General features: G+C 71.2%; 24 protein-coding genes. 14 read left to right on the forward strand and 10 right to left on the reverse strand.

What is annotated here, in order from left to right:
- Positions 1-5 precede the first annotated feature (5 nt).
- The 4 genes from ACR3ZA_RS00540 to ACR3ZA_RS00555 all read left to right on the forward strand — a co-directional run bounded on the left by ACR3ZA_RS00540 (position 6) and on the right by ACR3ZA_RS00555 (position 4,229).
- Positions 6-1,397, forward strand: coding sequence for an FAD-linked oxidase C-terminal domain-containing protein (locus ACR3ZA_RS00540; RefSeq protein ID WP_473659098.1), 1,392 nt, complete (start codon positions 6-8; stop codon positions 1,395-1,397).
- A gap of 100 nt (positions 1,398-1,497) precedes the next feature.
- Positions 1,498-2,115: a hypothetical protein gene (locus ACR3ZA_RS00545; protein ID WP_473659099.1), complete on the forward strand. Its 618-nt coding sequence runs from the start codon at positions 1,498-1,500 to the stop codon at positions 2,113-2,115.
- Positions 2,116-2,155: 40 nt separating this feature from the next.
- Positions 2,156-2,929: a hypothetical protein gene (locus ACR3ZA_RS00550; RefSeq protein ID WP_473659101.1), complete on the forward strand. Its 774-nt coding sequence runs from the start codon at positions 2,156-2,158 to the stop codon at positions 2,927-2,929.
- A gap of 103 nt (positions 2,930-3,032) precedes the next feature.
- Complete coding sequence (locus tag ACR3ZA_RS00555; RefSeq protein WP_473659102.1) at positions 3,033-4,229, forward strand: PrsW family glutamic-type intramembrane protease; 1,197 nt, start codon at positions 3,033-3,035, stop codon at positions 4,227-4,229.
- On the opposite strand, the gene ACR3ZA_RS00560 is transcribed toward ACR3ZA_RS00555, so the two are convergent.
- From ACR3ZA_RS00560 to ACR3ZA_RS00580, 5 genes are all read right to left on the reverse strand, one after another.
- The gene (locus tag ACR3ZA_RS00560; protein ID WP_473659104.1) at positions 4,219-5,316 is read right to left on the reverse strand and encodes a hypothetical protein; all 1,098 of its coding nucleotides are present in this window, start codon (positions 5,314-5,316) and stop codon (positions 4,219-4,221) included. The two genes, ACR3ZA_RS00555 and ACR3ZA_RS00560, sit on opposite strands and share 11 nt — an antisense overlap.
- A gap of 158 nt (positions 5,317-5,474) precedes the next feature.
- Positions 5,475-6,665: a MarP family serine protease gene (locus ACR3ZA_RS00565; protein WP_473659106.1), complete on the reverse strand. Its 1,191-nt coding sequence runs from the start codon at positions 6,663-6,665 to the stop codon at positions 5,475-5,477.
- An 85-nt stretch (positions 6,666-6,750) separates the two neighbouring features.
- Entirely contained in the window at positions 6,751-7,599 is an 849-nt protein-coding gene (locus ACR3ZA_RS00570; RefSeq protein ID WP_473659108.1) for an ABC transporter permease, read from the reverse strand.
- The gene (locus ACR3ZA_RS00575) at positions 7,596-8,513 is read right to left on the reverse strand and encodes an ATP-binding cassette domain-containing protein (RefSeq protein ID WP_473659110.1); all 918 of its coding nucleotides are present in this window, start codon (positions 8,511-8,513) and stop codon (positions 7,596-7,598) included. Before ACR3ZA_RS00575 ends, ACR3ZA_RS00570 begins: the two co-directional genes overlap by 4 nt.
- Complete coding sequence (locus tag ACR3ZA_RS00580; protein ID WP_473659112.1) at positions 8,510-9,199, reverse strand: TetR family transcriptional regulator; 690 nt, start codon at positions 9,197-9,199, stop codon at positions 8,510-8,512. The genes ACR3ZA_RS00575 and ACR3ZA_RS00580 overlap by 4 nt, the downstream gene beginning before the upstream one ends.
- Positions 9,200-9,348: 149 nt before the next feature.
- On the opposite strand from ACR3ZA_RS00580, the gene ACR3ZA_RS00585 reads away from it, so the two are divergent.
- On the forward strand, positions 9,349-9,822 hold the full coding sequence (locus ACR3ZA_RS00585) for a hypothetical protein (RefSeq protein ID WP_473659114.1): 474 nt from the start codon (positions 9,349-9,351) through the stop codon (positions 9,820-9,822).
- Positions 9,819-10,055, forward strand: a complete 237-nt coding sequence (locus ACR3ZA_RS00590) for a helix-turn-helix domain-containing protein (RefSeq protein ID WP_473659116.1) — start codon at positions 9,819-9,821, stop codon at positions 10,053-10,055. The genes ACR3ZA_RS00585 and ACR3ZA_RS00590 overlap by 4 nt, the downstream gene beginning before the upstream one ends.
- Here ACR3ZA_RS00590 and ACR3ZA_RS00595 read toward each other — a convergent pair.
- Complete coding sequence (locus tag ACR3ZA_RS00595; RefSeq protein WP_473659118.1) at positions 10,052-10,819, reverse strand: 1-acyl-sn-glycerol-3-phosphate acyltransferase; 768 nt, start codon at positions 10,817-10,819, stop codon at positions 10,052-10,054. The genes ACR3ZA_RS00590 and ACR3ZA_RS00595 overlap by 4 nt on opposite strands.
- A gap of 57 nt (positions 10,820-10,876) precedes the next feature.
- Here ACR3ZA_RS00595 and ACR3ZA_RS00600 point away from each other — a divergent pair, with 57 nt between their 5' ends.
- A complete protein-coding gene (locus ACR3ZA_RS00600) occupies positions 10,877-13,177 on the forward strand; it encodes an LLM class flavin-dependent oxidoreductase (protein WP_473659121.1) in 2,301 nt (766 codons plus the stop codon).
- A 15-nt stretch (positions 13,178-13,192) separates the two neighbouring features.
- Here the strand turns inward: ACR3ZA_RS00600 and ACR3ZA_RS00605 are convergent, their stop codons facing one another.
- Positions 13,193-13,438 carry a DUF167 family protein gene (locus ACR3ZA_RS00605; protein WP_473659123.1) on the reverse strand — a complete coding sequence of 82 codons (246 nt, stop codon included), beginning with the start codon at positions 13,436-13,438 and terminating at the stop codon, positions 13,193-13,195.
- Between the two features lie 114 nt (positions 13,439-13,552).
- Here ACR3ZA_RS00605 and ACR3ZA_RS00610 point away from each other — a divergent pair, with 114 nt between their 5' ends.
- The 6 genes from ACR3ZA_RS00610 to ACR3ZA_RS00635 all read left to right on the forward strand — a co-directional run bounded on the left by ACR3ZA_RS00610 (position 13,553) and on the right by ACR3ZA_RS00635 (position 19,328).
- Complete coding sequence (locus ACR3ZA_RS00610) at positions 13,553-15,439, forward strand: hypothetical protein (protein ID WP_473659125.1); 1,887 nt, start codon at positions 13,553-13,555, stop codon at positions 15,437-15,439.
- 125 nt (positions 15,440-15,564) lie between these two features.
- Positions 15,565-15,834 (forward strand): 30S ribosomal protein S15, encoded by a 270-nt coding sequence (gene rpsO, locus ACR3ZA_RS00615; RefSeq protein WP_294178546.1) that lies wholly within the window; start codon positions 15,565-15,567, stop codon positions 15,832-15,834.
- A 92-nt stretch (positions 15,835-15,926) separates the two neighbouring features.
- Positions 15,927-16,688, forward strand: coding sequence for a dienelactone hydrolase family protein (locus tag ACR3ZA_RS00620; protein ID WP_473659127.1), 762 nt, complete (start codon positions 15,927-15,929; stop codon positions 16,686-16,688).
- A 21-nt stretch (positions 16,689-16,709) separates the two neighbouring features.
- On the forward strand, positions 16,710-17,747 hold the full coding sequence (locus ACR3ZA_RS00625; RefSeq protein WP_473659128.1) for an MsnO8 family LLM class oxidoreductase: 1,038 nt from the start codon (positions 16,710-16,712) through the stop codon (positions 17,745-17,747).
- 103 nt (positions 17,748-17,850) lie between these two features.
- Entirely contained in the window at positions 17,851-18,477 is a 627-nt protein-coding gene (locus ACR3ZA_RS00630; protein WP_473659130.1) for a TetR family transcriptional regulator, read from the forward strand.
- On the forward strand, positions 18,474-19,328 hold the full coding sequence (locus ACR3ZA_RS00635; RefSeq protein ID WP_473659132.1) for a 3-hydroxyacyl-CoA dehydrogenase: 855 nt from the start codon (positions 18,474-18,476) through the stop codon (positions 19,326-19,328). Before ACR3ZA_RS00630 ends, ACR3ZA_RS00635 begins: the two co-directional genes overlap by 4 nt.
- Positions 19,329-19,339: 11 nt before the next feature.
- Here the strand turns inward: ACR3ZA_RS00635 and ACR3ZA_RS00640 are convergent, their stop codons facing one another.
- From ACR3ZA_RS00640 to ACR3ZA_RS00650, 3 genes are read right to left on the reverse strand one after another with little or no spacing between them, the layout of a single operon-like run.
- A complete protein-coding gene (locus ACR3ZA_RS00640) occupies positions 19,340-20,047 on the reverse strand; it encodes a M50 family metallopeptidase (RefSeq protein WP_473659134.1) in 708 nt (235 codons plus the stop codon).
- A 39-nt stretch (positions 20,048-20,086) separates the two neighbouring features.
- Positions 20,087-20,749, reverse strand: a complete 663-nt coding sequence (locus tag ACR3ZA_RS00645) for a phosphoribosyltransferase family protein (RefSeq protein WP_473659136.1) — start codon at positions 20,747-20,749, stop codon at positions 20,087-20,089.
- 33 nt (positions 20,750-20,782) lie between these two features.
- A complete protein-coding gene (locus ACR3ZA_RS00650; RefSeq protein ID WP_473659139.1) occupies positions 20,783-21,817 on the reverse strand; it encodes an NAD(P)H-hydrate epimerase in 1,035 nt (344 codons plus the stop codon).
- A 181-nt stretch (positions 21,818-21,998) separates the two neighbouring features.
- On the opposite strand from ACR3ZA_RS00650, the gene ACR3ZA_RS00655 reads away from it, so the two are divergent.
- A complete protein-coding gene (locus ACR3ZA_RS00655) occupies positions 21,999-22,586 on the forward strand; it encodes an HhH-GPD-type base excision DNA repair protein (protein WP_473659141.1) in 588 nt (195 codons plus the stop codon).
- Position 22,587: the final 1 nt, after the last annotated feature.

The raw sequence follows: 22,587 nt of genomic DNA on the forward strand, positions 1-22,587 counted from the left end.
GGGGCATGGGTCACGATGAACTCGATCGCCACCGGGAGGCGCTGGCGGCGCTGCTCGGCGCCGCGCTGATCGTGGAGCCGTCGGTGCTGGAGACGCTGCGCGCCGACAAATCGGGCCACCTCTCGGGTGCGCCGCCGCTCGCGCTCGTCGAGGCGCGCAGCATCGAGGACGTGCAGGCGACGCTGCGCTACGCGAACGAGCACGGCATCCCGGTCGTTCCGCGCGGGGCCGGCACGGGACTCGCCGGCGGTGCGATCGGCGGTGCCAGCGAACTCGTGCTCTCCACGCGCGCGATGCAGCGCGTGCTCGAGCTCTCGGCGGCCGATGAGCTGGTGGTGGTCGAACCGGGGATTCTCAACGGCGACCTCAACGATCAACTGGCCGCGCACGGGCTGTGGTTTGCGCCCGATCCGGCGAGCCGGGCGATCTCGACGATCGGCGGCAACATCGCGACGAACGCGGGCGGCCTCTCCTGCGTGAAGTACGGCGTCACCCGCGAGGCGGTGCTGGGGCTCGCGGTCGTGCTCGCCGACGGACGGCTGCTGCGCACCGGGCACCGCACCGTCAAGGGCGTCACCGGGCTCGATCTCACGGCCCTCATGGTCGGTTCCGAGGGCACGCTCGGCGTGATCGTCGAGGCGACGCTGCGGGTACGGCCGAGGCCGCTGGGCACCGCTGACACGGTGAGCGTGAGCTTCGCGTCGACGCGCGACGCGGCGCGCGCGGCGTCGGCGATCATGGCGGCCGGCATGCAGCCCTCCGCACTGGAGATCCTGGATGCGGCGGCGCTCCGCGCCATCGGCGACTACCTGGATCAGGATCTCTCCGATCGCGGCGCGCAGCTGCTCATCCGCACGGACGGAGAGGGGGCCGCCGAGGCCGCGCAGAGCGCGCTGGAGCTGGCGGCAGAGCTCGGCGGTCGCGGCGAGCTCGCGGTGAGCGTGGAGGCCGGCGAGGAGCTGTTCGCGATGCGACGCGCGTTCCACGGCGCCATGGCCGCGCGCGGCGAGGTGCTGATCGAGGATGTCGCGGTGCCGCGCAGCGCGCTTGCCGACATGTTCGACGAACTCGAGCGAATCGGTGCGCAGTTCGGGGTCGACATCGCGACGGTGGCGCACGCGGGAGACGGCAACCTGCATCCGAACTTCGCATTCGAGAGCCGGGGGTTCGACGCCGCGGGCGAGCCGATCGTGCCCGAGGAGGTGTGGGCGGCCGCCGACGCGATGTTCACGGCGGCGCTGCGGCTCGGCGGCACGCTGACCGGCGAGCACGGCGTCGGATTGCTGAAGCGGCGCTGGCTGCGCACCGAGATCGGCGACGTCTCCTTCGAGCTGCAGCGCGAGATCAAGCGCGTGTTCGACCCGCGCGGGATCCTGAATCCCGGCAAGGTCTACTGACCCCGCAGCCCAGTTCGCTCTGAGCGAATTCTCAGGAAACCCGGGAATTCCGCAGAGGTAGACCGGGTTTTCTCCTGTTGAGGTGAGTACGTCCAACACGATGAATACGATCGAAGCCGTTACCAGCACTCCGAGTCCGCTGTCAGAGCGCACGGGCCGCGCCCGCACGCGCTCCGGCATCCCGCGTCCGTCGACCGGACGATTGCGTCTTCGCCCCACCCGCCGCGGTCGCGGCTTCGTGGTCGGTGTCGTCGACGCCGCGGGTCCCGACACGAACGGGTTCGCGCCGCGCGACCGCGTCGCCTGGCGCGACCGCGGTCAGGAGCTCGGCGATCTCGTGCTGCTCGACCAGACCGATGTGCTCGGGGTGCCCGACTGGATCAGTGACGAGCAGGTGGTGAGCTACCTGGCTCCCGGGCTGATCGCCCGAGCCCTCCTGCGCACGCGTCCCGTGGTGCGGGGCGCCGACGTGCGAGTCGAGTCGACCGACTCCGTGGTCGCCGAGATGACCGCCGCGTGGGTGCGCTCGCTCGGCGCGCGCGTCGTCGAGGCCGAGCAGGCGATCGCGATCCGGGACGAGCCGCAGGCGCGCCGCATCGGGCTGGGGAGCCACGGCCGCCTCGCGCAGGCCGCGGTCGAGGTGTTCCAGGCGATTCGTGCCGGGGTGTTCAACGACGTCGAGCCGATCGAAGGTCGCCGCCCGAACCTGGCCGCCTGAGGCCGCCCGCGCTGCTTCGAGCGCGGGGTAGGGTCGCAAGGTGAACACCGATGCCCTGATTGCGAGTTCGGCCTTCGTCGGTTTCGTCGTTCTGACCCTGCTGATCGCCGACGCGATCTCTGCCTGGGTCGATGCACGTCAGGTGCGCGATGACGACGAGCCGGATGCGCTGACGCGCCGTCGCATCCGCGACCTCGCCTGGCTGGTGGCGATCGTTGCCGCGCTCGCCGTGATCGTCGCGTTCGCCGTCGATTCCGCCGCCCGCGCGGTGTGGGATGCCGACGACCCGGTCGCGGCGGCACTGATCCTGTTCGCCGTGACGATGTTCTCCTTCCTCGTCGGGGTGGGGGCGGTGGTGGCGGCCGGTCGCCGCGAGCGGCCCAGCTACGCCCGGATCCGTCGCGACCTGCGCGACCGCGCGATCTACAGCTTCGACGACGAGGAGCTGCTCGACTTCGAGCGCCGGCTGGCGCTCGCCGATCGCACCCGGGTGCGACGCACTCAGAACGCCCTTCCGCTGCGCCTGCTCGGCGTCGCGGTCGTCGTCGCTCTTGCCGTCGCGAGCTGGCTGCTGGTCCCGGGGGCGTTCTCGATCGTGTTCACCGTCGGTGCCGTGATCTCGCTGGCGGCGGTCGGGCTCGCGGTTCGCGCCGACTCGGTGCGGCAGGCCGCGCTGCAGCTGGTGCTCGAGGCGCAGCGCGCCGAGGTCGTCGCCTTGCTGGAGCGTGCGCGCATCCCGCAGCGTCGCCGTGTTCCCGGCCTCCGCGACCGGGTCAGTCGCGCCCTCGCGATTCTGCGCGAGCAGCAGGGCTGACCACCGGCCGACGGCAGCGCGCGACCGATCGGGGTCGCGCGGTCTCGCCCGCGGTTCGGTGAAGATTCCTCTCCGTATTCTTCGGCTGGAATAGGCTGGCTCCATGAGCCAGGAGAGCCCCGATGCAGCACCCGACGAGGTCCGCCTCACGACCGATCATGCGCCCCAGGCGGTGCTCGAGCGCCCCGCGCGTCCGCGCACCGGGCGTGTCGTCGCTGCCGTCATCGGCTTCACGATCATGGGCGGCGCGCTCCTGCTGCTCGCCGCCTACTTTCTGGCCTTCCTCGGGCCCGCTTTCACCCTGATCGCGGCGATCATCGCCCTGATCCCGCTCGCGGTCGTGCTCGTCGGCGTCGGGTGGATCGACCGCTGGGAGCCCGAGCCGCGGGGTGCGCTGCTGTTCGCGTTCCTCTGGGGCGCCACGATCGCGATCCTGGTCGCCCTGTTCGTCGACTCCGGTCTGCAGGAGGTCATCGCGGCGATCGGCGGGCCGACCGACTTCACGAACTTCGCACAGAGCGCCATCCAGGCGCCCATCGTGGAGGAGGTCGGCAAGGGCATCGGCGTGTTCTTGATCTATCTCGCCGCCAAGCACCACGTCGATGGTCCGATCGACGGCATCGTCTACGCGGCCGTGGTCGCGGCGGGCTTCGCGTTCACCGAGAACATCCAGTACTTCGGTCTCGAGGTGTCGGGATACTACGGCGAGGATTCCAACGTCGCGCTGGTCTTCTTCGTGCGCGGCATCCTGTCGCCGTTCGCTCACGTGCTGTTCACCGCGTGCATCGGCTACGCGATCGGGGTCGCGGCGAAGCGGGGCAGCGCGCTCTGGACCTTCGGCGCGTTCCTCGTCGGACTGATCCCCGCGATCGTGCTGCACGCGTTCTGGAACGGCTCCACCTACTTCGCCGACTTCTTCGTCGTCTACATCGCCATCCACGTGCCGATGTTCTTCGTCGCGGTCGGCATGGTCGCGATGATGCGCCGCCAGGAGGTGCGCCTCACCGGCGAGCGGCTGTCCGAGTACGCGGCGGCCGGGTGGATCAGTGCCGCCGAGGTGCCGAGCCTGGCCACGCCCGCGGGCCGGCGGCAGGCGATGCAGTGGGCGAAGGCGCACGGCATCGGGTCGCTCATGCGCGACTACATCCGCGATGCGACGAAGCTCGCCTACGCGCGCCAGCGGATGATGACCGGCCGAGACCTGATCGGCAACCAGGCCGACGAGGCAGCTCTGCTCGCGAAGATCACCGACACGCGGCGCCGGCTCGCCGAGGCGCGACCGACGACCGCTACGGCCTGAGGCCGAACAGGGACCCCAGCAGGTCGGGAGCGATGCCGAAGATCCAGACCAGGGCCACCGCCACCAGACCGATGACGGCCGGCACGGGAAGACCCCGGCGCAGGCGCTGACCCGCGGGGGCGACCACGTTGACGGTGAGGGCGTCGGCGACGCGCTCGTCGCGGTAGCGCTCCGTCTGATCGATCGTCTTCGCTCCCACCGTGTCGGCGATGCGCAGCAGTCGCTGGTACACGGCGGGCGAACCCGACTCGAAGCCTCCCGGGTGGTAGACGAACATCCAGTCGTCGACGATCTCGACGTCGAACGGCGCGGCCTCGTCGATCAGCAGCGCCATCAGATCCGGCGTGAAGACGTACAGCGCATCCTGCTCGTAGCGCGCCGGGCAGTACAGGGTGAAATAGCGATCGAAGTCGCCTTCGAGACGGAGGCGCTGCGAGCGATCGAAGGTCGCCGGGAGATTCGAGATGCCGAAGAGCCCGTTGTTGGCGCGCGAGTCGAGCACCATGTGCGGCAGGCGGCGGTCGAGGTGCAGTGCGAGGAAGCCCCACCGCTGCACGCGGCGGTTCTTCCCTGACCCGGTCGTGTACTGGTAGTTGCCGAAGTCGAGAAACCGCCCGTCGGCGCTGCGGAAGTGCTCGGTCGAGGCGCGGGAGGCGCCGATCCCGAAGATCGATCCGGGGTACGTCGGTGCCGCGCTGTGCGGCGAGAACTCGAGTCCGTTGGCCAGTGCGAAGCGGTTCAGCTGGGCCCAGCGGACCCACTTGCGGCGTCCCAGCAGGCTGATGATCCCGCCGCTGACCACGATCGCGACGGCACCGACCAGAAGGATGCCCACGAATGCCGGGAGTGCGGAGTCGACGCGACCGAGGAACGCGGTCACGGCGGCTCCGAAGAGGATCGACCCGCCGAGCAGCACGATCGGCAGCACCACGACCACCCGGACGAGGTTGCCGGGAGCCAGGAGCGTTCCCGGCAGGCCGATCGCCCGCGCGCGGCGCTGGTACTCGCGCACCTCCGCTGCGGGCGGCGCGATCAGGAGCGGGGTGTAGTCGACGGTGCGGCCCATCAGCCCATCTAAGCGGGTCATGAGCGTTCGTCGCGGCTTAACAGACTCGTCGCCCAGCGGCGGGTCAATGACTCCGGCTCTTCTGGGCGACGAGTTGTTCTGTAATCAGGGTGCACCTCGGGAGCGTCGGCGTCAAGAGCCTTTTCGTCGAGCGCTGCTCAGGCGCACGACCGCCGCGCTCATCCGGCGACGCAGCTCCCGGAGGAGACGCTGGAGCTGAGCTCGGGCGCGATCTCGACGACGGGCGCGAGCTCGGTGTTCGTCATCGCGTAGCCGAGCTGTGAGGAGTCGGCGCTCTTCGCGAACACGACGCCCGCGACCTCGCCATCGAGCGCCAGCAGGGGACCGCCCGAGTTGCCCGGGTTGATCTCGGCGGCGAGGGTGTAGACCTCGCGCTCGCTCGTCGAGCCGCCGTAGATGTCGCGCAGGCGCTCGGTCGACACCGCGAGCACCTCGGCACCCCCCGAGACGAACGGTCCGCCGAACGGGTAGCCCTGCACCACGCTCTCCTCGCCCGGCTCGAGAGGCTCATTGAGGTCGAGGGCCGGCACGGTGAGTCCCGTTGTGGCGATCACGGCGAGGTCGTCCTGGGCATCGAAGTAGACGACGCGGCCTTCGACGCTCTGGCCATTCGGGGCCTGCACCACCGGCTGGTCGACGCCCGCGACGACGTGGGCGTTCGTGACGATGCGATTGGCGGAGACGACGAAGCCCGTGCCGGACTGGTTCTGTCCGCAGGCGTACGCGGTGCCGGTGATCCGCACCACGGAGGCCGACGCGGCAACCAGCGGGTCGGTGCTCGTCTCGACCTCGGGGGCGGTGTCGGGTGCCGTCGAGACTCCGCCGATGTCCTGCCCGAGCACGGGCACCCCGTCGGCCAGGATCAGCGACCGAAGCCGTGCCAGCGCGCTGTCGACGGGGTCGGGGGTCAGCCGCTGGATGCCGGAGATCACCGCGGATTCGTTGGCCGCCCGCGACAGCACAGGGGCGCCGAGCGCGGTGACGCTTCCCGCGAGCAGCGAGACGGCGAGGGCGGCCGTGACGAGCGTGGCAGCTCCGCCGAGGAGCCGATCGATGGGCCGGAGCGCCGTGCGATCGACGCCGCGCCCGATCAGTCGACCGATGGCGCTGCCGATCGAGTGCCCGACGATCAGCAGGAAGACCGCCGCGGTGACCACGAAGAAGACGCGCCACAGCGGCCACGGCACGATGCCGGTGAGCAGCGGCGCGAGGAAGTAGGCGGCGACCGCGCCCGCGGCGAGGCCCAGGATCGAGCCGAGGCTGCGCGCGAGACCGCGCCGCAGACCCGAGACGAGGAAGCCGATCAGCGCGATGACGAGGATCACGTCGAGGGCGAGGGCAGCGGTCACCGAGATGCTCCAGTCAACAGAACGGACGCATCCAGTCTGTCGGATGCATCCGTCCGTTGGCTGAGCGCAGGGCGCCGCCGCCGACTCAGCCGGTCACATCGCGGCGGTCGAGTGCGACCACCGCGCCCCCGATCGCGAGGGCGGCGATTCCCCAGAGCAGGGCGAGACCGCCGAGGTCGATGCCCTCGGAGAGCGGATTGCTGCCGTAGGCCCAGTCGTAGGGCGAGAAGCGCTGAAGCCACTCGACATCGGCGTTCTGGTTGCCGACGGCGTTCAGGACGTACCCGGCGATCGCGATGCCGGCCGCAGCGCCGGTGGCGATCGCCCGGGTTCCGGTGAGCGCTCCCGCGAGGAGTCCGATGCTCGCGGTCAGCAGCGTCAGGCCGAGCAGGGCGAGGCAGGCCGCGACGATGCCGCTGACCTCGAGACCGAGCTCGGAGGGCTCGTTGAGCAGGGCAGTGACGACCCCGGTGTAGGCGACGAGCCAGGTCACGCGCACCACGACCGCGAGCGTGGATTCCAGCGCGAACTGGATGCGCCCGACGCCGTGCGCGAGGGTGAGCTCCAGCCGGCCGCTCTCCTCCGCCCCGGCGATCGCCGACGACGACCACGCGGTGGCGGCGATGGTGAGCAGGGCGAAGACGATGAGTCCGAAGATCGTGGCCTGCGCGTAGCCGGCGCCGCTGGTGAGGTTCTCGTAGCCGAGGGTCTTGATGAGCTCTTCCGGCATGCTCTCGAGCACCGCGGCCATCTGGTCGTTGCCGATCGCCGGGTACAGCGGCAGGTACAGGAACAGGGCGGCGCTGACGCCGGCCGTCCAGCCGAGGGTGCCGCGCCAGGTGTCGACGACGAGTCGGCGGAAGATCGGCAGCGGCAGTCGCCGAACTCGAGGCGCGGAGGCGTGAGCCGGGGCGGGGGTCTCGGTGCGGGTCATGAGCTGACCTCCTGTCGTCCGTAGAGATCGAGCACTGACTCCTCGAGGTCCGGCTCCTCGACCGTCAGGTCGGTGAGGCGGTAGCGCGCGAGCATCTTCACGACCTCGTCGATGCTGCCGTTGACGGTGGCGTGCACGCGCACCGTGGGGCCGTCGACGACATCCACCTCGCGCAGATGCTCGATGCGCGCCAGCGCGGCTCGGATCTCTGCGGCGGGGGAGTCGGCGATGCCCGCGTTGAGGCGACGGATCGCGTTGAGTCGCAGCGACGCCACGTCGCCCTCGGCGACGAGGCGGCCGTCGGCGAGCACGGCGACCTGGTCGGCGGCCTGCTGGATCTCGCTCAGCACGTGGGAGCTGAGCAGGACCGTCTGGCCCCCGTCGCGTGCCTCCCGCAGCAGCTGCAGGAACTCGCGTTGGACGAGCGGGTCGAGGCCGCTGGTCGGCTCGTCGAGCACGAGAAGCTCGGGGCGGTGCATGAAGGCCTGGATCAGCCCGATCTTCTGCTTGTTGCCCTTCGAGAGCGTCCGCACGGGGCGGGTGAGGTCGAAGTTGAGGCGCTCGGCGAGCTCTTCGATGGCGCCAGGGGCGACGGGGCCGCTGATGTCGGCGAAGTGCTTCAGCATGGCCAGGCCCTTGACCCGGCCTCCCAGCCTGAGCTCACCGGGGATGAACCCGATGCGGCGGCGCTGGCCGGCTCCGCCCGCGCTCGGGTCGACACCGAGCACCCGCGCCGACCCGGAGCTGGGTCGGATGATGTCGAGGAGCATGCGCAGCGTGGTGGTCTTGCCGGCGCCGTTCGGGCCGATCAGGCCGTAGACGGTGCCGCGCTCGACGCGGATGTTCAGATCGTGCACGGCGGTCACGGAGCCGAACGTCTTGGTGAGAGCGGTGGTCTCGATCGCGGGATTCATGCGAGTTCTCCCTCGGAGGGGGCGGGCAGGTCAGGGCCGGCGGAGTCGGTGGAGGCGAGTGCGCTCTGGGCCGCCACGAGGAAGCGGTCGTCGGTGTACAGGCCGTGCGTGTAGAGCTCGAGCGTGGGGATGGTCATCCGGCGCACCATCGCGTCACCGAAGTAGTCCTCGCCGAAGACGCGGCTGAGCTGTTTCGCCATCAGCAGCGAGGAGAGCCCGGAGAGAGCGATCAGGGCGGCACGCGCCTCGGGGTCGTCGCTCGGCCGCATCATGCCCGCGTCAGTGTGCGTGTCGAGCATGGCGCGGGTCGAGACGAGCAGTTCGTCGAAGAGACGGTCGGCGGCGGGGGAGCCGTCGGTGAGCATGCGGGCGAGGTAGTCGAGCCACGGGCGGTACTGGTCGATGTGGGCGAGCCAGCGCTGCAGCTGCTCGCTCAGCTGTGAGGCGTCGGTGGCGGATTTGCGCTCGAACAGCTCGGCGATGATGACCTGATCGCAGGCATCGCGCAGGCTCTCCTTCGACCCGAAGTGGTGGATGACGAGCGCGGGGCTCACTCCCGCTTCGGTCGCGATCGCGCGCACGCTCGTGCGGTCGACGCCGTCGCGCCCGAACAGCGCGATGGCGGCGTCGCGGATACGCGCCCGCGTCGTGCGGTCTTCCTGCCGCCGATCCAGTGCTGAACGCATGTTCAACATGCTAAACGCGCGTTCAGTGCGCGTCAAGGCATGTCCGCTGCATTCGACACCGTGTCAAAGAAAATTGACACGGTGTCGAAGAATGTGTACCTTCAAGACGTCAAACCTCTTTTACACACTGAGAACATGGAGGACACATCATGGTTGCGGAACAGCGCAACGCCTGGATCGCTCTGGTCGTGGCCGTCGTCGGCTACGCCGTCTACTTCGCGATGGTGATCGGAAACGCGGCGGGCGGTCCGCTCGCGGCGGCCGACTACATCACCCCGATGCTGATCGTCATCGTCGGCTCGATCATCGGCACCATCGTGCTCACGGTCGCCGTCGCCGTCATCACCGCGGTCGTCATGGGAGTGCGCGACCCGAAGACGGCCGAGGTGAACGTGCGCCGCGCGATGGAGGTCAGCGATGAGCGGGATCGTGCCATCAACAAGGCGGGAGAGCTCGCCGCGCGCTGGCTCATCGTCGCCGGGGCGCTCGCCGCCCTCGTCTTCGCGTGGTTCGAGTTCGAGCACTTCTGGATCGCCAACGTGATCTTCCTCGGCTTCTACGCCTCGGCGATCTTCGGCGGCGTCTACAAGCTGTCGGCCTACCGCTGGGGTCTGCGCGCATGAAGTCGACCCAGGTCACCAACTCGATCCGGGCGCTCCGGTTCGCTCACGGCGAGATGACTCAGTCGGAGCTCGCCGACCGGGTCGGGGTGACGCGGCAGACCATCATTGCGATCGAGCAGGCCAAGTACTCGCCGTCGCTGGAGGTCGCCTTCCAGATCGCGCGCGCCTTCGAGGTGCCGCTCGATGAGGTGTTCCACTACCCGGACGAGACGGGCGGGGGGCCGGCCAGCTAGCCGGCGATCTCGTCGGGCCGACGCGAGCCGCGCTGCTCGTGCTCGGTCTCGGCGACCGTCGGCGCGGTGCCGCCGAGGCGCGCCGGCTGCCACCACTGACCCATGCCGTCGACGGGGTAGTTCGACTGGAGGTCGTCGGTGAGCCGCTGCAGGGTGGCGCGCAGCGCATCCGTCGCCTCGGTGACATCAGCGCCCGCCGCGACCGTGATCGGCTCACCCACCAGCACATGGACGGGCACGCCGAAGCGGTCGCGGCGGCGTCCCTTCGCCTGCTTGGTGAGGATGCGGTGCCCGCCCCAGACGGCGATCGGGATGATCGGAACACCGGCCTCCTGTGCCAGTCGGGCGGCACCGGTCTTGAGGTTCTGCACCTCGAAGCTCCGGCTGATCGTCCCCTCCGGGAAGACGCCGATCAGTTCGCCCTCGCGCAGCGCCGTGATGGCCGCGTCGTAGGCACTCGCGCCCGCCGCGCGGTCGACCGGGATGTGCTTCATGTTGCGCATCCAGAACCCGAGAGGCCAGCCGCGGAACGCGCCCTTCTTCGCCATGAAGCGGATTCGACGCCGGTTGTGCAGCCAGAGCACCCACTCGACGAGCGCGAACTCGAGAAATCCGAAGTGGGTGATCGCGATCACCGCTCCGCCGTCCTCCGGCAGGTTCTCGGCGCCGCGCACGTCGCGCTTGACCCGCAGAGCTCCGAACATCAGCCGACCGGCGCCGATGGCGGCGGTGTAGATGGGCTCGTTCCGGTACCGGGGGCTCATGTGCCCAGCGTACGCGGCGGGTAGCGAAGCACGACGCATCGGAGGACAGTGGGGGTCATGCCCGACTACGGCCACGAGTTGTCGTTCGGCACGTTCATCACCCCGAACGTGTCGCCGACCGACGGCGCGCTCCGGCTGGCGCAGCGCTCCGAGGAGCTCGGGTTCGACTTGGTGAGCTTTCAGGATCACCCGTACCAGCCGGCGTTCTTCGACACCTGGACGCTCATGACCTGGGTGGCGGCGCACACCTCGCGCGTGCAGATCTCGGCGAATGTGCACAACCTCCCGCTGCGCCCGCCCGCCGTGCTCGCTCGCGCGGCGGCGAGCCTCGACCTGCTCTCGGACGGACGGGTGGCGCTCGGGCTCGGCGCCGGCGGATTCTGGGACGCGATTGTCGCGATGGGTGGGCCGCGTCGCACGCCGGGCGAGAGCATCGAGGCGCTCGACGAGGCGGTCGGCATCATTCGGGGTCTCTGGGACGTCGACGATCGCCATCGTCTGCGCATCGAGGGCACGCACTATCGGGTCGACGGCGCGAAGCGCGGCCCGCGGCCCGCGCACGACATCCCGATTTGGGTCGGCGGCTACAAGCCGCGCATGCTTCGTCTCGTGGGGCGCCTCGCCGACGGCTGGCTGCCCTCGCTGTTCGGCCTCGAGCCGGGCGATCTAGCCCGGGCGAACACCGTCATCGATGAGGCCGCGTTCGAGGCAGGCCGCGACCCTCGCGCGATCCGTCGCATGCTCAATGTCGGCGGCGACATCTCAGCGACGGGCACTGAGCCGTTCCACGGGCCCGCGGAGAGGTGGGTCGAGGACCTGCTGCCGCTGGCGGTGCGCGACGGCATCTCGACGTTCATCCTGGCGACCGACGACCCGGCGATGATGGAGGCCTTCGCGCTCGAGGTGATGCCGGCGCTTCGCGTCGCCGTGACCGCGGCGCGGGGCGAAAGCGGCAGGGGCTCCGACCGCGGGCGGGGCAGGGCCGCCCGCGCCCAACGGACCCTCGGCATCGACTACGACGCGCTGCCCGCCTCGCTCGCCTCCGAGGCGATCGAGCCGGGGGATCCGGGCTATGCGGCGGTGCGCAACACCTACAACCGCGGCGGTGCGCCGGGGCTCGTCGTGACCCCGCGCACCGTGGAGCAGGTCGCGGACGCGATCGCCTTCGCGCGCCAGCAGCCGGTGCCGCTCGGCGTACGCAGCGGCGGCCACGGGGTGAGCGGACGCTCGACCAACGTCGGCGGCATCGTCATCGACATGTCGCACGTCGCCGAGATCACGGTGCTCGACGAGGAGAGCAGGCGCGTGCGGGTCGGTCCGGGCGCACGGTGGAAGGATGTCTCCGCCGTCCTCGCGCCCTACGGCTGGGCGCTCACGTCGGGCGACCACGGCGCGGTCGGAGTCGGCGGGCTGGCGACGGCGGGCGGCTTCGGATGGTTCGCCCGCGAGCACGGACTCACCATCGACCATCTGCGGGCGGTCGAGCTGGTGACCGCGTCCGGGCAGCTGGTTCGCGCCAGCGCGGACGAGAATCCCGAGCTGTTCTGGGCGATGCGCGGGGCGGGCGCGAACTTCGGTGTGGCGACGGCGTTCGAGTTCGAGGCGCATCCGGTGCAGCCGCATGTCGGCTGGGCGCAGCTGGCGTTCGAGGCGTCCGCGGCGCCCGGCGGTGTTGCCGGGTTCCTGGTCAACTGGGCCGCGGCGATGGTGGTGACCTCCCGCGACGTCACCTCTTCGCTGGTGCTGACGCCGTCGAGCCCGGGGCAGCCGCACATCGTGCGCCTGTTGGCGGTGGTCGACACCGCCGATTCCGGGGTCGTGATCGAACGGCTGCGGCCGTTCGCCGGTCTGGCGCCGATCGTGGGCCAGCAGGTGCAGATGGCGCCCTACGAGGAGGTGGTCGCGACGCTGGTCGAGCACGCCCCGCACGACGAGCACGGGGAGCCCGTGTCGCGCTCGGGTCTCGCCGACACGTTCGGGATCCAGCTGGCCACGCGAACGGTGCGGCTGCTGGAGAAGGGGGCGAGCCACTTCGTTCAGCTGCGCTCGCTCGGCGGGGCGGTCTCCGACGTGGCGAGCGACGCGACCGCCTACTCGGGGCGCTCGGCGACGGTGTCGATCGTGGCGCAGGGCAGCGACGAGCGGGCGCTTGACGCGGAGTGGCGGCGGATCGGGCCGCTGCTGTCGGGCTCGTATCTCAACTTCGACTCGAGCCTCGACCCGGCACGGCTCGGGCGCGCCTGGTCTCCGCAGACGCTGGCGAGGCTGCGTGCGCTGAAGGCGGAGTGGGATCCGGAGAACGTGTTCCGCGACAACTTCAACGTCGCGGCCTCCAGCGACGGGGCAGGGGCCGAGTAGGCACGCGCGTGAGTGTCAGCCGATGCGCACGGTCTTGAACCGAGCACCGTGGCCGCGCGTGATCTCCACGCGGGAGGGGGCGACGCCGAAGTGTGCGGCGAGGGCTTTTTCGACCGCGGTGTTTGCGGCGCCGTCGACGGCACGCTCGCGCACGAAGACGACCAGGGTGCCCTCGGCATCCGTCTCGATGAGCGGTCCTTTGCGACTGCCCGGCTTGACGCGGATGCGCAGCTGAGCGGGCGGGTCGACGGGCGGGGTCACCCGTCCAGCTTGGCACGCGGTGCGGCCGAGAGTCGGGCCGGACGGCCGGTGAGCGTTGACGCTGGCGAGCGGGGATGCGAAGGTGGCGCCACGACGACGCGGGAGGTCGGGCCGATGGCGCGCACACGGGGAGAGACGTTCGACAGGGCGGGCGCGGATCGCTGGGCGGACCCGCCGCGACAGTGCGACCTGGTGATGAAGGGCGGCATCACCTCGGGGGTCGTCTACCCGCTCGCGATCGCCAGATTCGCCGAGGAGTACCGCCTGCGCGGCGTCGGGGGATCTTCGGCGGGCGCGATCGGCGCGGCGCTGGCGGGGGCGGCCGAGTTCGGGCGCGAGACCGGCGGCTTCCGCACCCTGACCGAGATCCCGGAGCGACTGCGGGGCGGTCGGCTCGAGGCGCTGTTCCAGGCACAGCCCAGCACCGAGCCGCTGCTGCGGGTGCTGTTCGCGGTGCTGCGGGCCAGGCCAGGCGGGGCGGCGAAGACGCGGGCCGCGGTGGGCGCGCTGGTGGCGCGCTTTCCGGGCCGCAGCGCGCTGGGGGCGCTCGCGGGCGTCCTGCTGTTCGTGCTCGGCGTCGCGGGCGTGGTGGTTGCCGTACTCGGCGAGCAGTGGTTCCAGGTGGCGCCCGGCACGGCGCTGGCGCTCGCCGCGCTGGCGCTCGTGGTGGTCGGCTGGGCGCTGGCGCTCGCGTTCCGGCTCGTTGACCTGCTGACGGTGGCGGTGCCGCAGAACCTGTTCGGCATCTGTCGCGGCCTCGGCGCCGAGGCCGGCGGCCCCGGCTTCACCGACTGGCTCTCCGATCTCATCGACGAGGTCGCGGGCCTGCCCGCGGGCGGCCCTCCGCTCACCTTCGGGCAGCTCTGGGGCGACGACGAGGCGGCCGCCCACGACCGTCGGGCGCGGGACATCGATCTGCGCCTGATCACGACGTGTCTCAGCCGCGGGCGGCCCTACGAGATGCCGCTCGAGGGCTCCAACTTCTTCTTCGACCCGAAGGAGTGGGCGACGCTGTTCCCGCCGAACGTCATGGATTCGCTGCTGGCGGCGCCCGCGGTCTGCGCCGAGGCGGAGGAGGGCGCGACGGCGGCGAAGGGCCGTCGCGAGAACCAGGCGGCCGCCGAGCACGGGCTGGTGCGTCTGCCGGAGGCCCGCGACCTGCCGGTGATCGTGGCGGTGCGCATGTCGCTGAGCTTCCCGCTGCTGATCTCGGCGATCCCGCTGCACGCGGTGCGCCGGCGTCGCGGCGAGAAGCTGCAGTTCGAGAAGCTCTGGTTCACCGACGGCGGCATGTGCAGCAACTTTCCGCTGCATCTGTTCGAGGCGCCGCTGCCGACGAGGCCGACTTTCGCCATCAATCTCGGCTCGTTCCGCAGCGACGCCGACCAGCATCCGACGGACGAGTCCGAGAACATCGTGTTCGCGACCCGCAACTCCAGCGGCATCCAGCCGCCGTATCAGCCGATCGCCGAGGAGGGCGTGGGGGCGCTCGTCGATTTCGCGGGCACCATGCTCGACACCTCGCGCAACTGGCAGGACAACTCCTACGTGACGATGCCCGGCTACCGCGACCGCATCGTGCGGGTGCTGCAGACCAGCGATCAGGGCGGCCTGAACCTGAACATGTCGGATGACGCGATCGAGCGCCTGGCCCGGCGCGGCGAGGCGGCGGCCTCGGCGCTGATCGACCAGTTCACGAAGCCGCACTACCGGGGCTTCGACGGCTGGGCGAACCACCGCTGGGTGCGCTACCGCGCGCTCATGGCGACCCTGCCCGAGTTCCTGAGCTCATACCGCCGCGGCCGCGCCGAGCTGCACATCGACCCCACCGACCCGCCCGGCTTCGACCTGCCGGCGTCGGGTCGTGCGCTCGCCGGGAGGCTCAGCGGGGCACTCACCCACGGCGCGGAGGCGGTCGCGGCGGCCCCGGAGGCGGCGGTCGAGTCGCTCACCGACTCGCCCAAGCCGCGGGGGAGCTTGCGCCGGGTCGCGCGGATCTAGATTCGGCGGGGGATGGCCTCTGCGCTCTGCTAAACTTTCAAGGTTGCCGTCAGAACGGCCGCGGATGAAGAGAGCCCACACATCAGGTGAGGGGCGCCGCGCAACGAGAGGAAGGGGTCCCATCTATGGCACTCGACAACGAGACCAAGAAGGCGATCATCGAAGAGTATGCAACGCAGCCCGGTGACACGGGATCCCCCGAAGTGCAGGTCGCTCTCATGACCAAGCGCATCAAGGACCTCACCGAGCACCTCAAGGAGCACAAGCACGACCACCACTCGCGTCGTGGCCTGCTGCTCCTCGTCGGTCAGCGTCGCCGCATGCTCGGCTACCTCCAGGACATCGACATCGAGCGCTACCGCTCGCTGATCGAGCGCCTGGGTCTGCGTCGATAGATTCCGCGAACTTCTTGCCAGACGGGCCGTCACCTTCGGGTGGCGGCCCGTTTCGTCTGTTCCGGATGCGCTGACTCGCCTACGCTCTCAGCATGCCCGCGGCGCTCAGCGAGATCGACCTCCCCGAACGAGCCGGGGGCAGTCGCGGACTGACCGCGGTGCTCGGCGTCCCCGACGGCGCGGGCCCATGGCCCGCCGTCGTCATGGTGCACGAGGCCTACGGCATCAACGATGTGATGCGACGCCAGGTCGAACGGCTGACCTCGGCCGGCTACCTGGTGCTCATGCCCGACCTGTTCGCCGAGGGCGGCGCGCGCCGCTGCCTGGTGTCGACGTTTCGGGCGCTGCGCGCGGGGGAGGGTCGCGCCTTCGTCGACATCGAGCGCGCACGCGAGTGGCTGCTCGCGCGCGAGGACTGCACGGGCCGGGTGGGCGTCCTCGGCTTCTGCATGGGCGGCGGGTTCGCGCTCGCCGCCGCCAGCGGTCGCGGCTTCGACGTCGCGTCGGCCAACTACGGGATGCTGCCGGCGAACCTCGACGACGACCTGCGCGGGGCGTGCCCGATCGTCGCCAGCTTCGGCGGCCGCGACGGGTCGCTGCGGGGCGCCGCCGACCGGCTCGAGGCGTCGCTTGAGCGGCTCGACGTGCCGCACGACGTGAAGGAATACCCGGAGGCCGGGCACGCGTTCCTCAACGACGCCGACTCCGGTCCGCTCGCGGCGCGCCTGCTGTTCACGCGATTCCTCGGGCTCGGCCCGAACCCGGAGGCGGCGGCCGACGCGTGGCGGCGCATCGAGCGCTTCTTCGCGGCCGCTCTCGGCGACCCGGCACCCCAGCCGGGAATACCCGACTAGGGGCTGGCGTTGCGCCGGAGGATGACTGCCGCACCCGCCCTCTCTGTGCTCGACCTCGTGCCCGTGCGGCGCGGCCAGACCTCCGCCGACGCGGTCGGCGCCTCGCTCCGGCTCGCCCAGCGCGCCGACGAGCTCGGATATCGCCGCTACTGGTTCGCCGAGCACCACAACATGCCCGCGGTCGCCTCGACGACGCCGCCGGTGCTGATCGCGCTCGCGGCGGGGCGCACCCGGAGCATCCGACTCGGATCCGGCGGCGTCATGCTGCCGAACCACGCGCCGTTCGTCGTCGCCGAGCAGTTCGCCGCCCTCGAGGCGGCGGCCCCGGGACGCATCGACCTGGGGCTCGGGCGCGCGCCGGGCAGCGACCCGGTGATCACGGCGCTGCTGCGCTCGAGCGGACCGACGAGCGACGCCGACCGGTTCCCCTCGCACGTCAACGACATCCTCGCCCTGCTGCGCCGCGATGGCGCCTCGCTGCAGCTCGGCGAGCGCGACTACACGGTGCGCGCCACTCCGGCGGCGGCGGGCGTTCCCGAGGTGTGGCTGCTCGGCTCGAGCGACTTCTCGGCTCAGCTGGCCGCGAGGCTCGGGCTGCCCTACGTCTTCGCCCACCACTTCTCGGGCGAGGGCACCGAGCGCGCGCTCGACCTCTACCGCACCGGGTTCCAGCCGAGCGAGCACGCGGCCGCGCCGCGCACCTTCGTCACCGTCAACGTGGTCGTGGGGGAGACCCGCGAGGAGGCGGAGGCGCGGGCGCTGCCGAGCCTGCTCAACATGGCGCGGATGCGCTCCGGGCAGCCGCTCACGGTGCTCGACACGGTCGAGCAGGCCGCGCGCGCCGAGATCAGCCCCGCGCAGCACGAGCTGATTGCCGCGATGCGCGGACGGTGGGTGGTCGATGCACCGGCGCCAGTGGCCGCGGCGGTGCGCGCGCTCGCGGAGCGCTTCGGCGTCGACGAGGTGATGGTCTCGCCGACGGCGGGGGCTCGCGAAGGTGACCCGGTCGACCGCAGTCTCGCCCGCGAGCAGACCCTTGAGGCGCTCGCCTCGTCGTAGCGCGACCTGGCCCGGCCTGATCCGATGGGACCTGACGCGACCCGGCGCCGGCCCGCAAAACGGAGTACACTCATAAATAAGTGCAGTCCGTAAGGAGGCAAGGATGTCGGAACTCGGTCGCCGCGAGCGCAACAAGGTCGAGAAGCTGACCCGCATCCTCGATTCCGCCCGCGCCGTCTTCGCCGAGAAGGGCGAAGCCGCGGCCACGACGGCGGAGATCGCCGACCGCGCCGACGTGTCGCACGCGACGCTGTTCCGCTACGCCGCCACCAAGGCCGAGCTGTTCATCATGGTCGGCAACGAGAGCCTCGCGCGGGCGATCGACCGCGGCATCGCCGCGGCGGCGAACGAGGCGACGCCGCTGGACCGACTCCAGGCGCTCATCGCGCCCGTGGTCGGCGACGGCTGGAGCCTGCCGAACCTCGCCGCCTATCAGCGCCGCGTCGTCGACGGCTCCGCCAGCGGCGACCAGCGCGACATCGCGCTGCACATGGTGCAGCAGATCGTGGATGAGGTGGCGAGCATCCTCACCGAGGCGTGGCAGGGCCCCGGCCCGGCGCCCGCGGCAGAACCGGCCGCGCGAGCGATCTACGCCGCCATCCACCTCGAGGTGCTCGGCGCCGAGCGCGACGAACGACGTCGCGCCAACTTCCTTGCTGACATCCGAGCGCAGGCGGAGATCATCCTGCGCGGATACCTGACAACACCCCCTGAAAGGACAAACCCATGACCGCCATCAAGAAGGTCACCGTTCTCGGCACCGGCGTGCTCGGCTCCCAGATCGCGTACCAGACCGCCTTCCACGGCTTCGAGGTCACCGCGTGGGACATCGATGATGCCGCCGTCGCCGCCGCCCACACCCGCTTCGCGGGGCTCGCCGCGACGTACGACGCCGAAGTCGACGGCGCCAAGGACGGCACGTCCGCCGCTGCGCTCGAGCGCATCACCGTCACCAGCGATCTCGCCGACGCGGTGAAGGACGCCGACCTCGTCATCGAGGCCGTGCCGGAGAACCCGGCCATCAAGACCGACACCTGGACGAAGGTCGGCGAGCTCGCGCCGGAGAAGACGATCTTCGCCACCAACACCTCGACGCTGCTGCCGAGCTCCTTCATGGAGGCCACCGGACGGCCCGAGAAGTTCCTCGCGCTGCACTACGCCAACCGGATCTGGGCGATGAACACCGCCGAGATCATGGGCACCTCGAAGACCGACGCGGCCGTGTTCGACACGGTCGTCGAGTTCGCGACGGAGCAGGGCATGGTTCCGATCCCGCTCAAGAAGGAGCAGCCCGGCTACGTGCTGAACTCGCTGCTCGTGCCGCTGCTCAACGCGGCGTCGGCGCTGCTCGTCAACGAGGTCGCCGAGCCCGAGACGATCGACGCCACCTGGCGCATCGGCACGGGCGCGCCGCTGGGGCCGTTCCAGATCTTCGACGTCGTCGGCCTGACCACCGCGTACAACGTCTCGGTGATGGGCGACGAGACCTCGAAGAAGTTCGCGGAGCTCGTCAAGCGCGACTACATCGATCAGGGCAAGCTCGGCGTCGCCACCGGCGAGGGCTTCTACCGCTACAGCTGAGACCGGGGGCGCTAGTACGCCTCCAGCACCGCCGTGACCGCCCACACCACGCTCGCGCCGATCAGCGCGGTGAACAGCAGCAGCCAGAAGACCGACGGGACTCCGGTGCGGCGAGATAGCAGGTAGGCATCCGAGGAGGTCAGCCGGGTGCGGCCGCGGGTGTGCACGGCGATCACGGCGGCGAAGCCGCGCACGCTGCCCACCAGCAGAGCGATCGCGATCACCAGCAGCGCGTAGCTCTGCTGGGTGGGCGTCGCCCACAGCCACAGCGCGACGCTCGCCGCGGCCGACACGGCAACCACCAGGAAGCCGACCAGGTTGCGGATCACCAGCAGCGTGAGCACCAGGATGGCGCCGCCCACGACGAGCGCGAGCGCCGTGTAGCCCTGGGTGACGCACCACAGCTGCACGGCGCCGACGATCGCCGGTGCCGGGTAGCCGAGGGAGCCGCTGATGACGGCGCCCAGCTTGCCGCGCCCGCTGCTCATGGCTTCACCCGAATGGTTCATCCGGATCTTCACGCCGCGCACGAAGCGTCCGGTCAGGATGGCACCGACGGCGTGCCCCAGCTCGTGCACGAGGGTGGTGAAGAGCCCGAACCACCGCCAGATCGGCTGCGGGATGCTGAGCACCGCCGCGGCCGCGACCAGCACGATCAGCAGCGTCGGCGAGATCTCGACGGGGTCGGTGCGCGCCAGCGAGTCGAGAAAGTCATCCACGCCCGCAGTCTCCCACGGGGCGGCTCGGCCCGAGTGCGCCTAGCGGTCCGGGCTGGCGTCGCCGCGGTCGCGCGCCGCCCGAAGCAGCGCGGTCACCTCGGCGTCGGTCGTCGCGCCGAACTCGCGGTAGTGCGCACCCACCGCGTGGAAGTCGCGGGGCTGGATGAGGTAGACCACCTCGTCGGCGCCCCGCACAAGCGCGGTCGCATCCGGCCCGCCGACCGGCACGGCGAGGATCACCCGCTGGGCGCCGTGTGCGCGGGCCACCTGGCACGCGGCGGAGGCGCTGGCACCGGTCGCGACGCCGTCATCGACGATGATCGCGGTGCGACCCACGAGGTCGACCTGGCCGAACTCGCCGCGGATCCGCTCGGCGCGGGTGTCGAGGGTGCGGCGCTCGGCGCGCTCGACGGCGGCCACATCCGCATCGGTGACGCCGGCGCGCCGGACCAGGTCGGCATCCAGCAGCCGCACTCCGCCCTCGCCGATAGCGCCCATCGCCACCTCGGGCGAATACGGCACGCCGAGCTTGCGCACGATGATCACATCGAGTGGGGCGCCGAGCGCCGCGGCGACCTCGGCGGCCACCGGCACCCCGCCGCGCGGAAGGCCCAGCACCACCGGATCGTCGAACTCCCGTTCGGCCAGCCGTGCGGCGAGTCGTCGGCCGGCCTCGACGCGATCGCGGAACTCCGCCGTCATGTTCGACCTCCTCGTCGGGTGGGGTGGCGCGCCTCAGTCGCGCCGGATCTCGAAACCGGTCACCCCGGTCGGCTCGACCGCGTGCTCGTCGAGGCGGTCGACGCGCGCGCCGAACGGGCCGACGCGCAGCCAGTCGAGCAGGCGCTCGACCGTGTCGGGGGCACCCTCCACCTCGCACTCGACCGAGCCGTCGGGTCGGTTGCGCACCCAGCCTGCGAGGCCGAGACGCTCGGCCTCGGCCCTGGTCGCCCAGCGGAAGCCGACGCCCTGCACGATGCCGTGGATGCGGGCGTGGATGCGCGTCGGGGGCGGGGGTGCGGGTCTCGATACGCGCTGCGCGCTACTCGACCGGCCTACGTCGGCTGGTGTCGATACGCGCTGTGCGCTAATCGACCGGCCGCCCAGGTCGAGGCCGATGTCGATGAGGATCACGTCGCCCGCGAGCTCGGCGCCGGGGGAGTGCAGCAGGCCCGCCTTGAGCGCGCCGAAGGTGACCGTCACATCGGCGGGCAGCACCGTCGGGTCGGGCAGGCTGCCGTTGTCGGCGTCGATGCCGCTCGGCAGATCCACCGCGACCACCAGCGGGGCGGTCTCCGCCTCGAGCAGCGGTCGGATGCGCGCCACCACCTCCCGGGCGCGACCGCGCAGCGCCGGGGAGCCCGCACCGCCGATGCCGAGGATCCCGTCGAGCAGGACGTCGGCGGAGCCGACCAGCTGCGCCAGCCGCGCATCGGCCTCGGCGTCGCTCACCAGCTCGACACCGGCCGCGCGGGCCGCCGCGGCGCCCGCCTCGTGCACGCGCGATCCGGTCGGCACCGCGACGACCCGGGCGCCTGCGCCCGCGAGCTCGGCGCCTGCGAAGAGCGTGTCGCCGCCGTTGTCGCCCGCGCCGACGAGCAGCACCACGCGCGCCGCGCGATCGGGCGCGCGCTCGGCCAGCAGGCGCGTCACCTCGGCCGCAAGCCCGGCCGCCGCGCGGCGCATCAGCGGCACTCCCGCCTCCAGCAGCGGGCGTTCGGCGGCGCGGATCTGCGCCGCCGTGTAACCCCGTCGTTCGTGCGCGGTCATCTCTTCAGGGTAAGCGCGGGGGCCTCGATACGCGCTGCGCGCTACTCGACCGGCTCGGCTGCGCGTGGGGGTCTCGATACGCGCTGCGCGCTACTCGACCGGCTCGGCTGCGCGTGGGGGGTCTCGATACGCGCTGCGCGCTACTCGACCCGCTCACGAGTTCGGGTGGCACCATGGGGGCATGACCCCCGCGATTCACATCACCGGCGATGCCGCCGCCGACGAACTGCTCTCTTCCGACCCGCTCGCGCTGCTGGTGGGCATGCTGCTCGACCAGCAGGTCGCGCTCGAGACCGCGTTCGCGGGACCGCACAAGATCACCCAGCGGCTGGCGGCATCCGGTCGGCGCTTCGATGCCGCGACCATCGCCGCGCACGATCCGGACGCCTTCGTCGCACTCTGCGCCGAGACGCCCGCGGTGCACCGATTCCCCGGCTCGATGGCGGCGCGCATTCAGAAGCTCTGCACGACGCTCGTCGACGAGTGGGACGGCGAGGCAGCGGCGCTCTGGTCCCGCGGCGAGCCCGACGGTGCGACGGTGCTGAAGCGCCTGAAGGCGCTCCCCGGGTTCGGCGAGCAGAAGGCCCGCATCTTCGTCGCACTGCTCGGCAAGCAGTACGGGCTGACGGCGCCCGGCTGGCGTGAGGCGGCAGGCCCCTATGGGGAGGCTGGCTCGCTGCGCTCGGTGGCCGACATCGTCGACCGTGACAGCCTCGAGAAGGTGCGCGCCAACAAGAAGGCGGCCAAAGCGGCGGCGAAGAACGGCTGAC

It is taken from the genome of Herbiconiux sp. J20-20, from assembly GCF_057365085.1.

Excerpts from the sequence above, each read along its gene's own strand:
- ACR3ZA_RS00590 (WP_473659116.1), top strand. The coding sequence starts at position 9,819 with ATGAAGTCGACCCAGGTCACCAACTCGATCCGGGCGCTCCGGTTCGCT.
- ACR3ZA_RS00555 (WP_473659102.1), top strand. The coding sequence starts at position 3,033 with ATGAGCCAGGAGAGCCCCGATGCAGCACCCGACGAGGTCCGCCTCACG.
- ACR3ZA_RS00650 (WP_473659139.1), bottom strand. The coding sequence starts at position 21,817 with ATGACCGCGCACGAACGACGGGGTTACACGGCGGCGCAGATCCGCGCC.
- rpsO (WP_294178546.1), top strand. The coding sequence starts at position 15,565 with ATGGCACTCGACAACGAGACCAAGAAGGCGATCATCGAAGAGTATGCA.
- ACR3ZA_RS00625 (WP_473659128.1), top strand. The coding sequence starts at position 16,710 with ATGACTGCCGCACCCGCCCTCTCTGTGCTCGACCTCGTGCCCGTGCGG.
- ACR3ZA_RS00655 (WP_473659141.1), top strand. The coding sequence starts at position 21,999 with ATGACCCCCGCGATTCACATCACCGGCGATGCCGCCGCCGACGAACTG.
- ACR3ZA_RS00645 (WP_473659136.1), bottom strand. The coding sequence starts at position 20,749 with ATGACGGCGGAGTTCCGCGATCGCGTCGAGGCCGGCCGACGACTCGCC.
- ACR3ZA_RS00620 (WP_473659127.1), top strand. The coding sequence starts at position 15,927 with ATGCCCGCGGCGCTCAGCGAGATCGACCTCCCCGAACGAGCCGGGGGC.
- ACR3ZA_RS00545 (WP_473659099.1), top strand. The coding sequence starts at position 1,498 with ATGAATACGATCGAAGCCGTTACCAGCACTCCGAGTCCGCTGTCAGAG.
- ACR3ZA_RS00540 (WP_473659098.1), top strand. The coding sequence starts at position 6 with ATGGGTCACGATGAACTCGATCGCCACCGGGAGGCGCTGGCGGCGCTG.
- ACR3ZA_RS00630 (WP_473659130.1), top strand. The coding sequence starts at position 17,851 with ATGTCGGAACTCGGTCGCCGCGAGCGCAACAAGGTCGAGAAGCTGACC.
- ACR3ZA_RS00585 (WP_473659114.1), top strand. The coding sequence starts at position 9,349 with ATGGTTGCGGAACAGCGCAACGCCTGGATCGCTCTGGTCGTGGCCGTC.
- ACR3ZA_RS00570 (WP_473659108.1), bottom strand. The coding sequence starts at position 7,599 with ATGACCCGCACCGAGACCCCCGCCCCGGCTCACGCCTCCGCGCCTCGA.
- ACR3ZA_RS00575 (WP_473659110.1), bottom strand. The coding sequence starts at position 8,513 with ATGAATCCCGCGATCGAGACCACCGCTCTCACCAAGACGTTCGGCTCC.
- ACR3ZA_RS00600 (WP_473659121.1), top strand. The coding sequence starts at position 10,877 with ATGCCCGACTACGGCCACGAGTTGTCGTTCGGCACGTTCATCACCCCG.
- ACR3ZA_RS00560 (WP_473659104.1), bottom strand. The coding sequence starts at position 5,316 with ATGACCCGCTTAGATGGGCTGATGGGCCGCACCGTCGACTACACCCCG.
- ACR3ZA_RS00595 (WP_473659118.1), bottom strand. The coding sequence starts at position 10,819 with ATGAGCCCCCGGTACCGGAACGAGCCCATCTACACCGCCGCCATCGGC.
- ACR3ZA_RS00635 (WP_473659132.1), top strand. The coding sequence starts at position 18,474 with ATGACCGCCATCAAGAAGGTCACCGTTCTCGGCACCGGCGTGCTCGGC.
- ACR3ZA_RS00610 (WP_473659125.1), top strand. The coding sequence starts at position 13,553 with ATGGCGCGCACACGGGGAGAGACGTTCGACAGGGCGGGCGCGGATCGC.
- ACR3ZA_RS00580 (WP_473659112.1), bottom strand. The coding sequence starts at position 9,199 with ATGCGTTCAGCACTGGATCGGCGGCAGGAAGACCGCACGACGCGGGCG.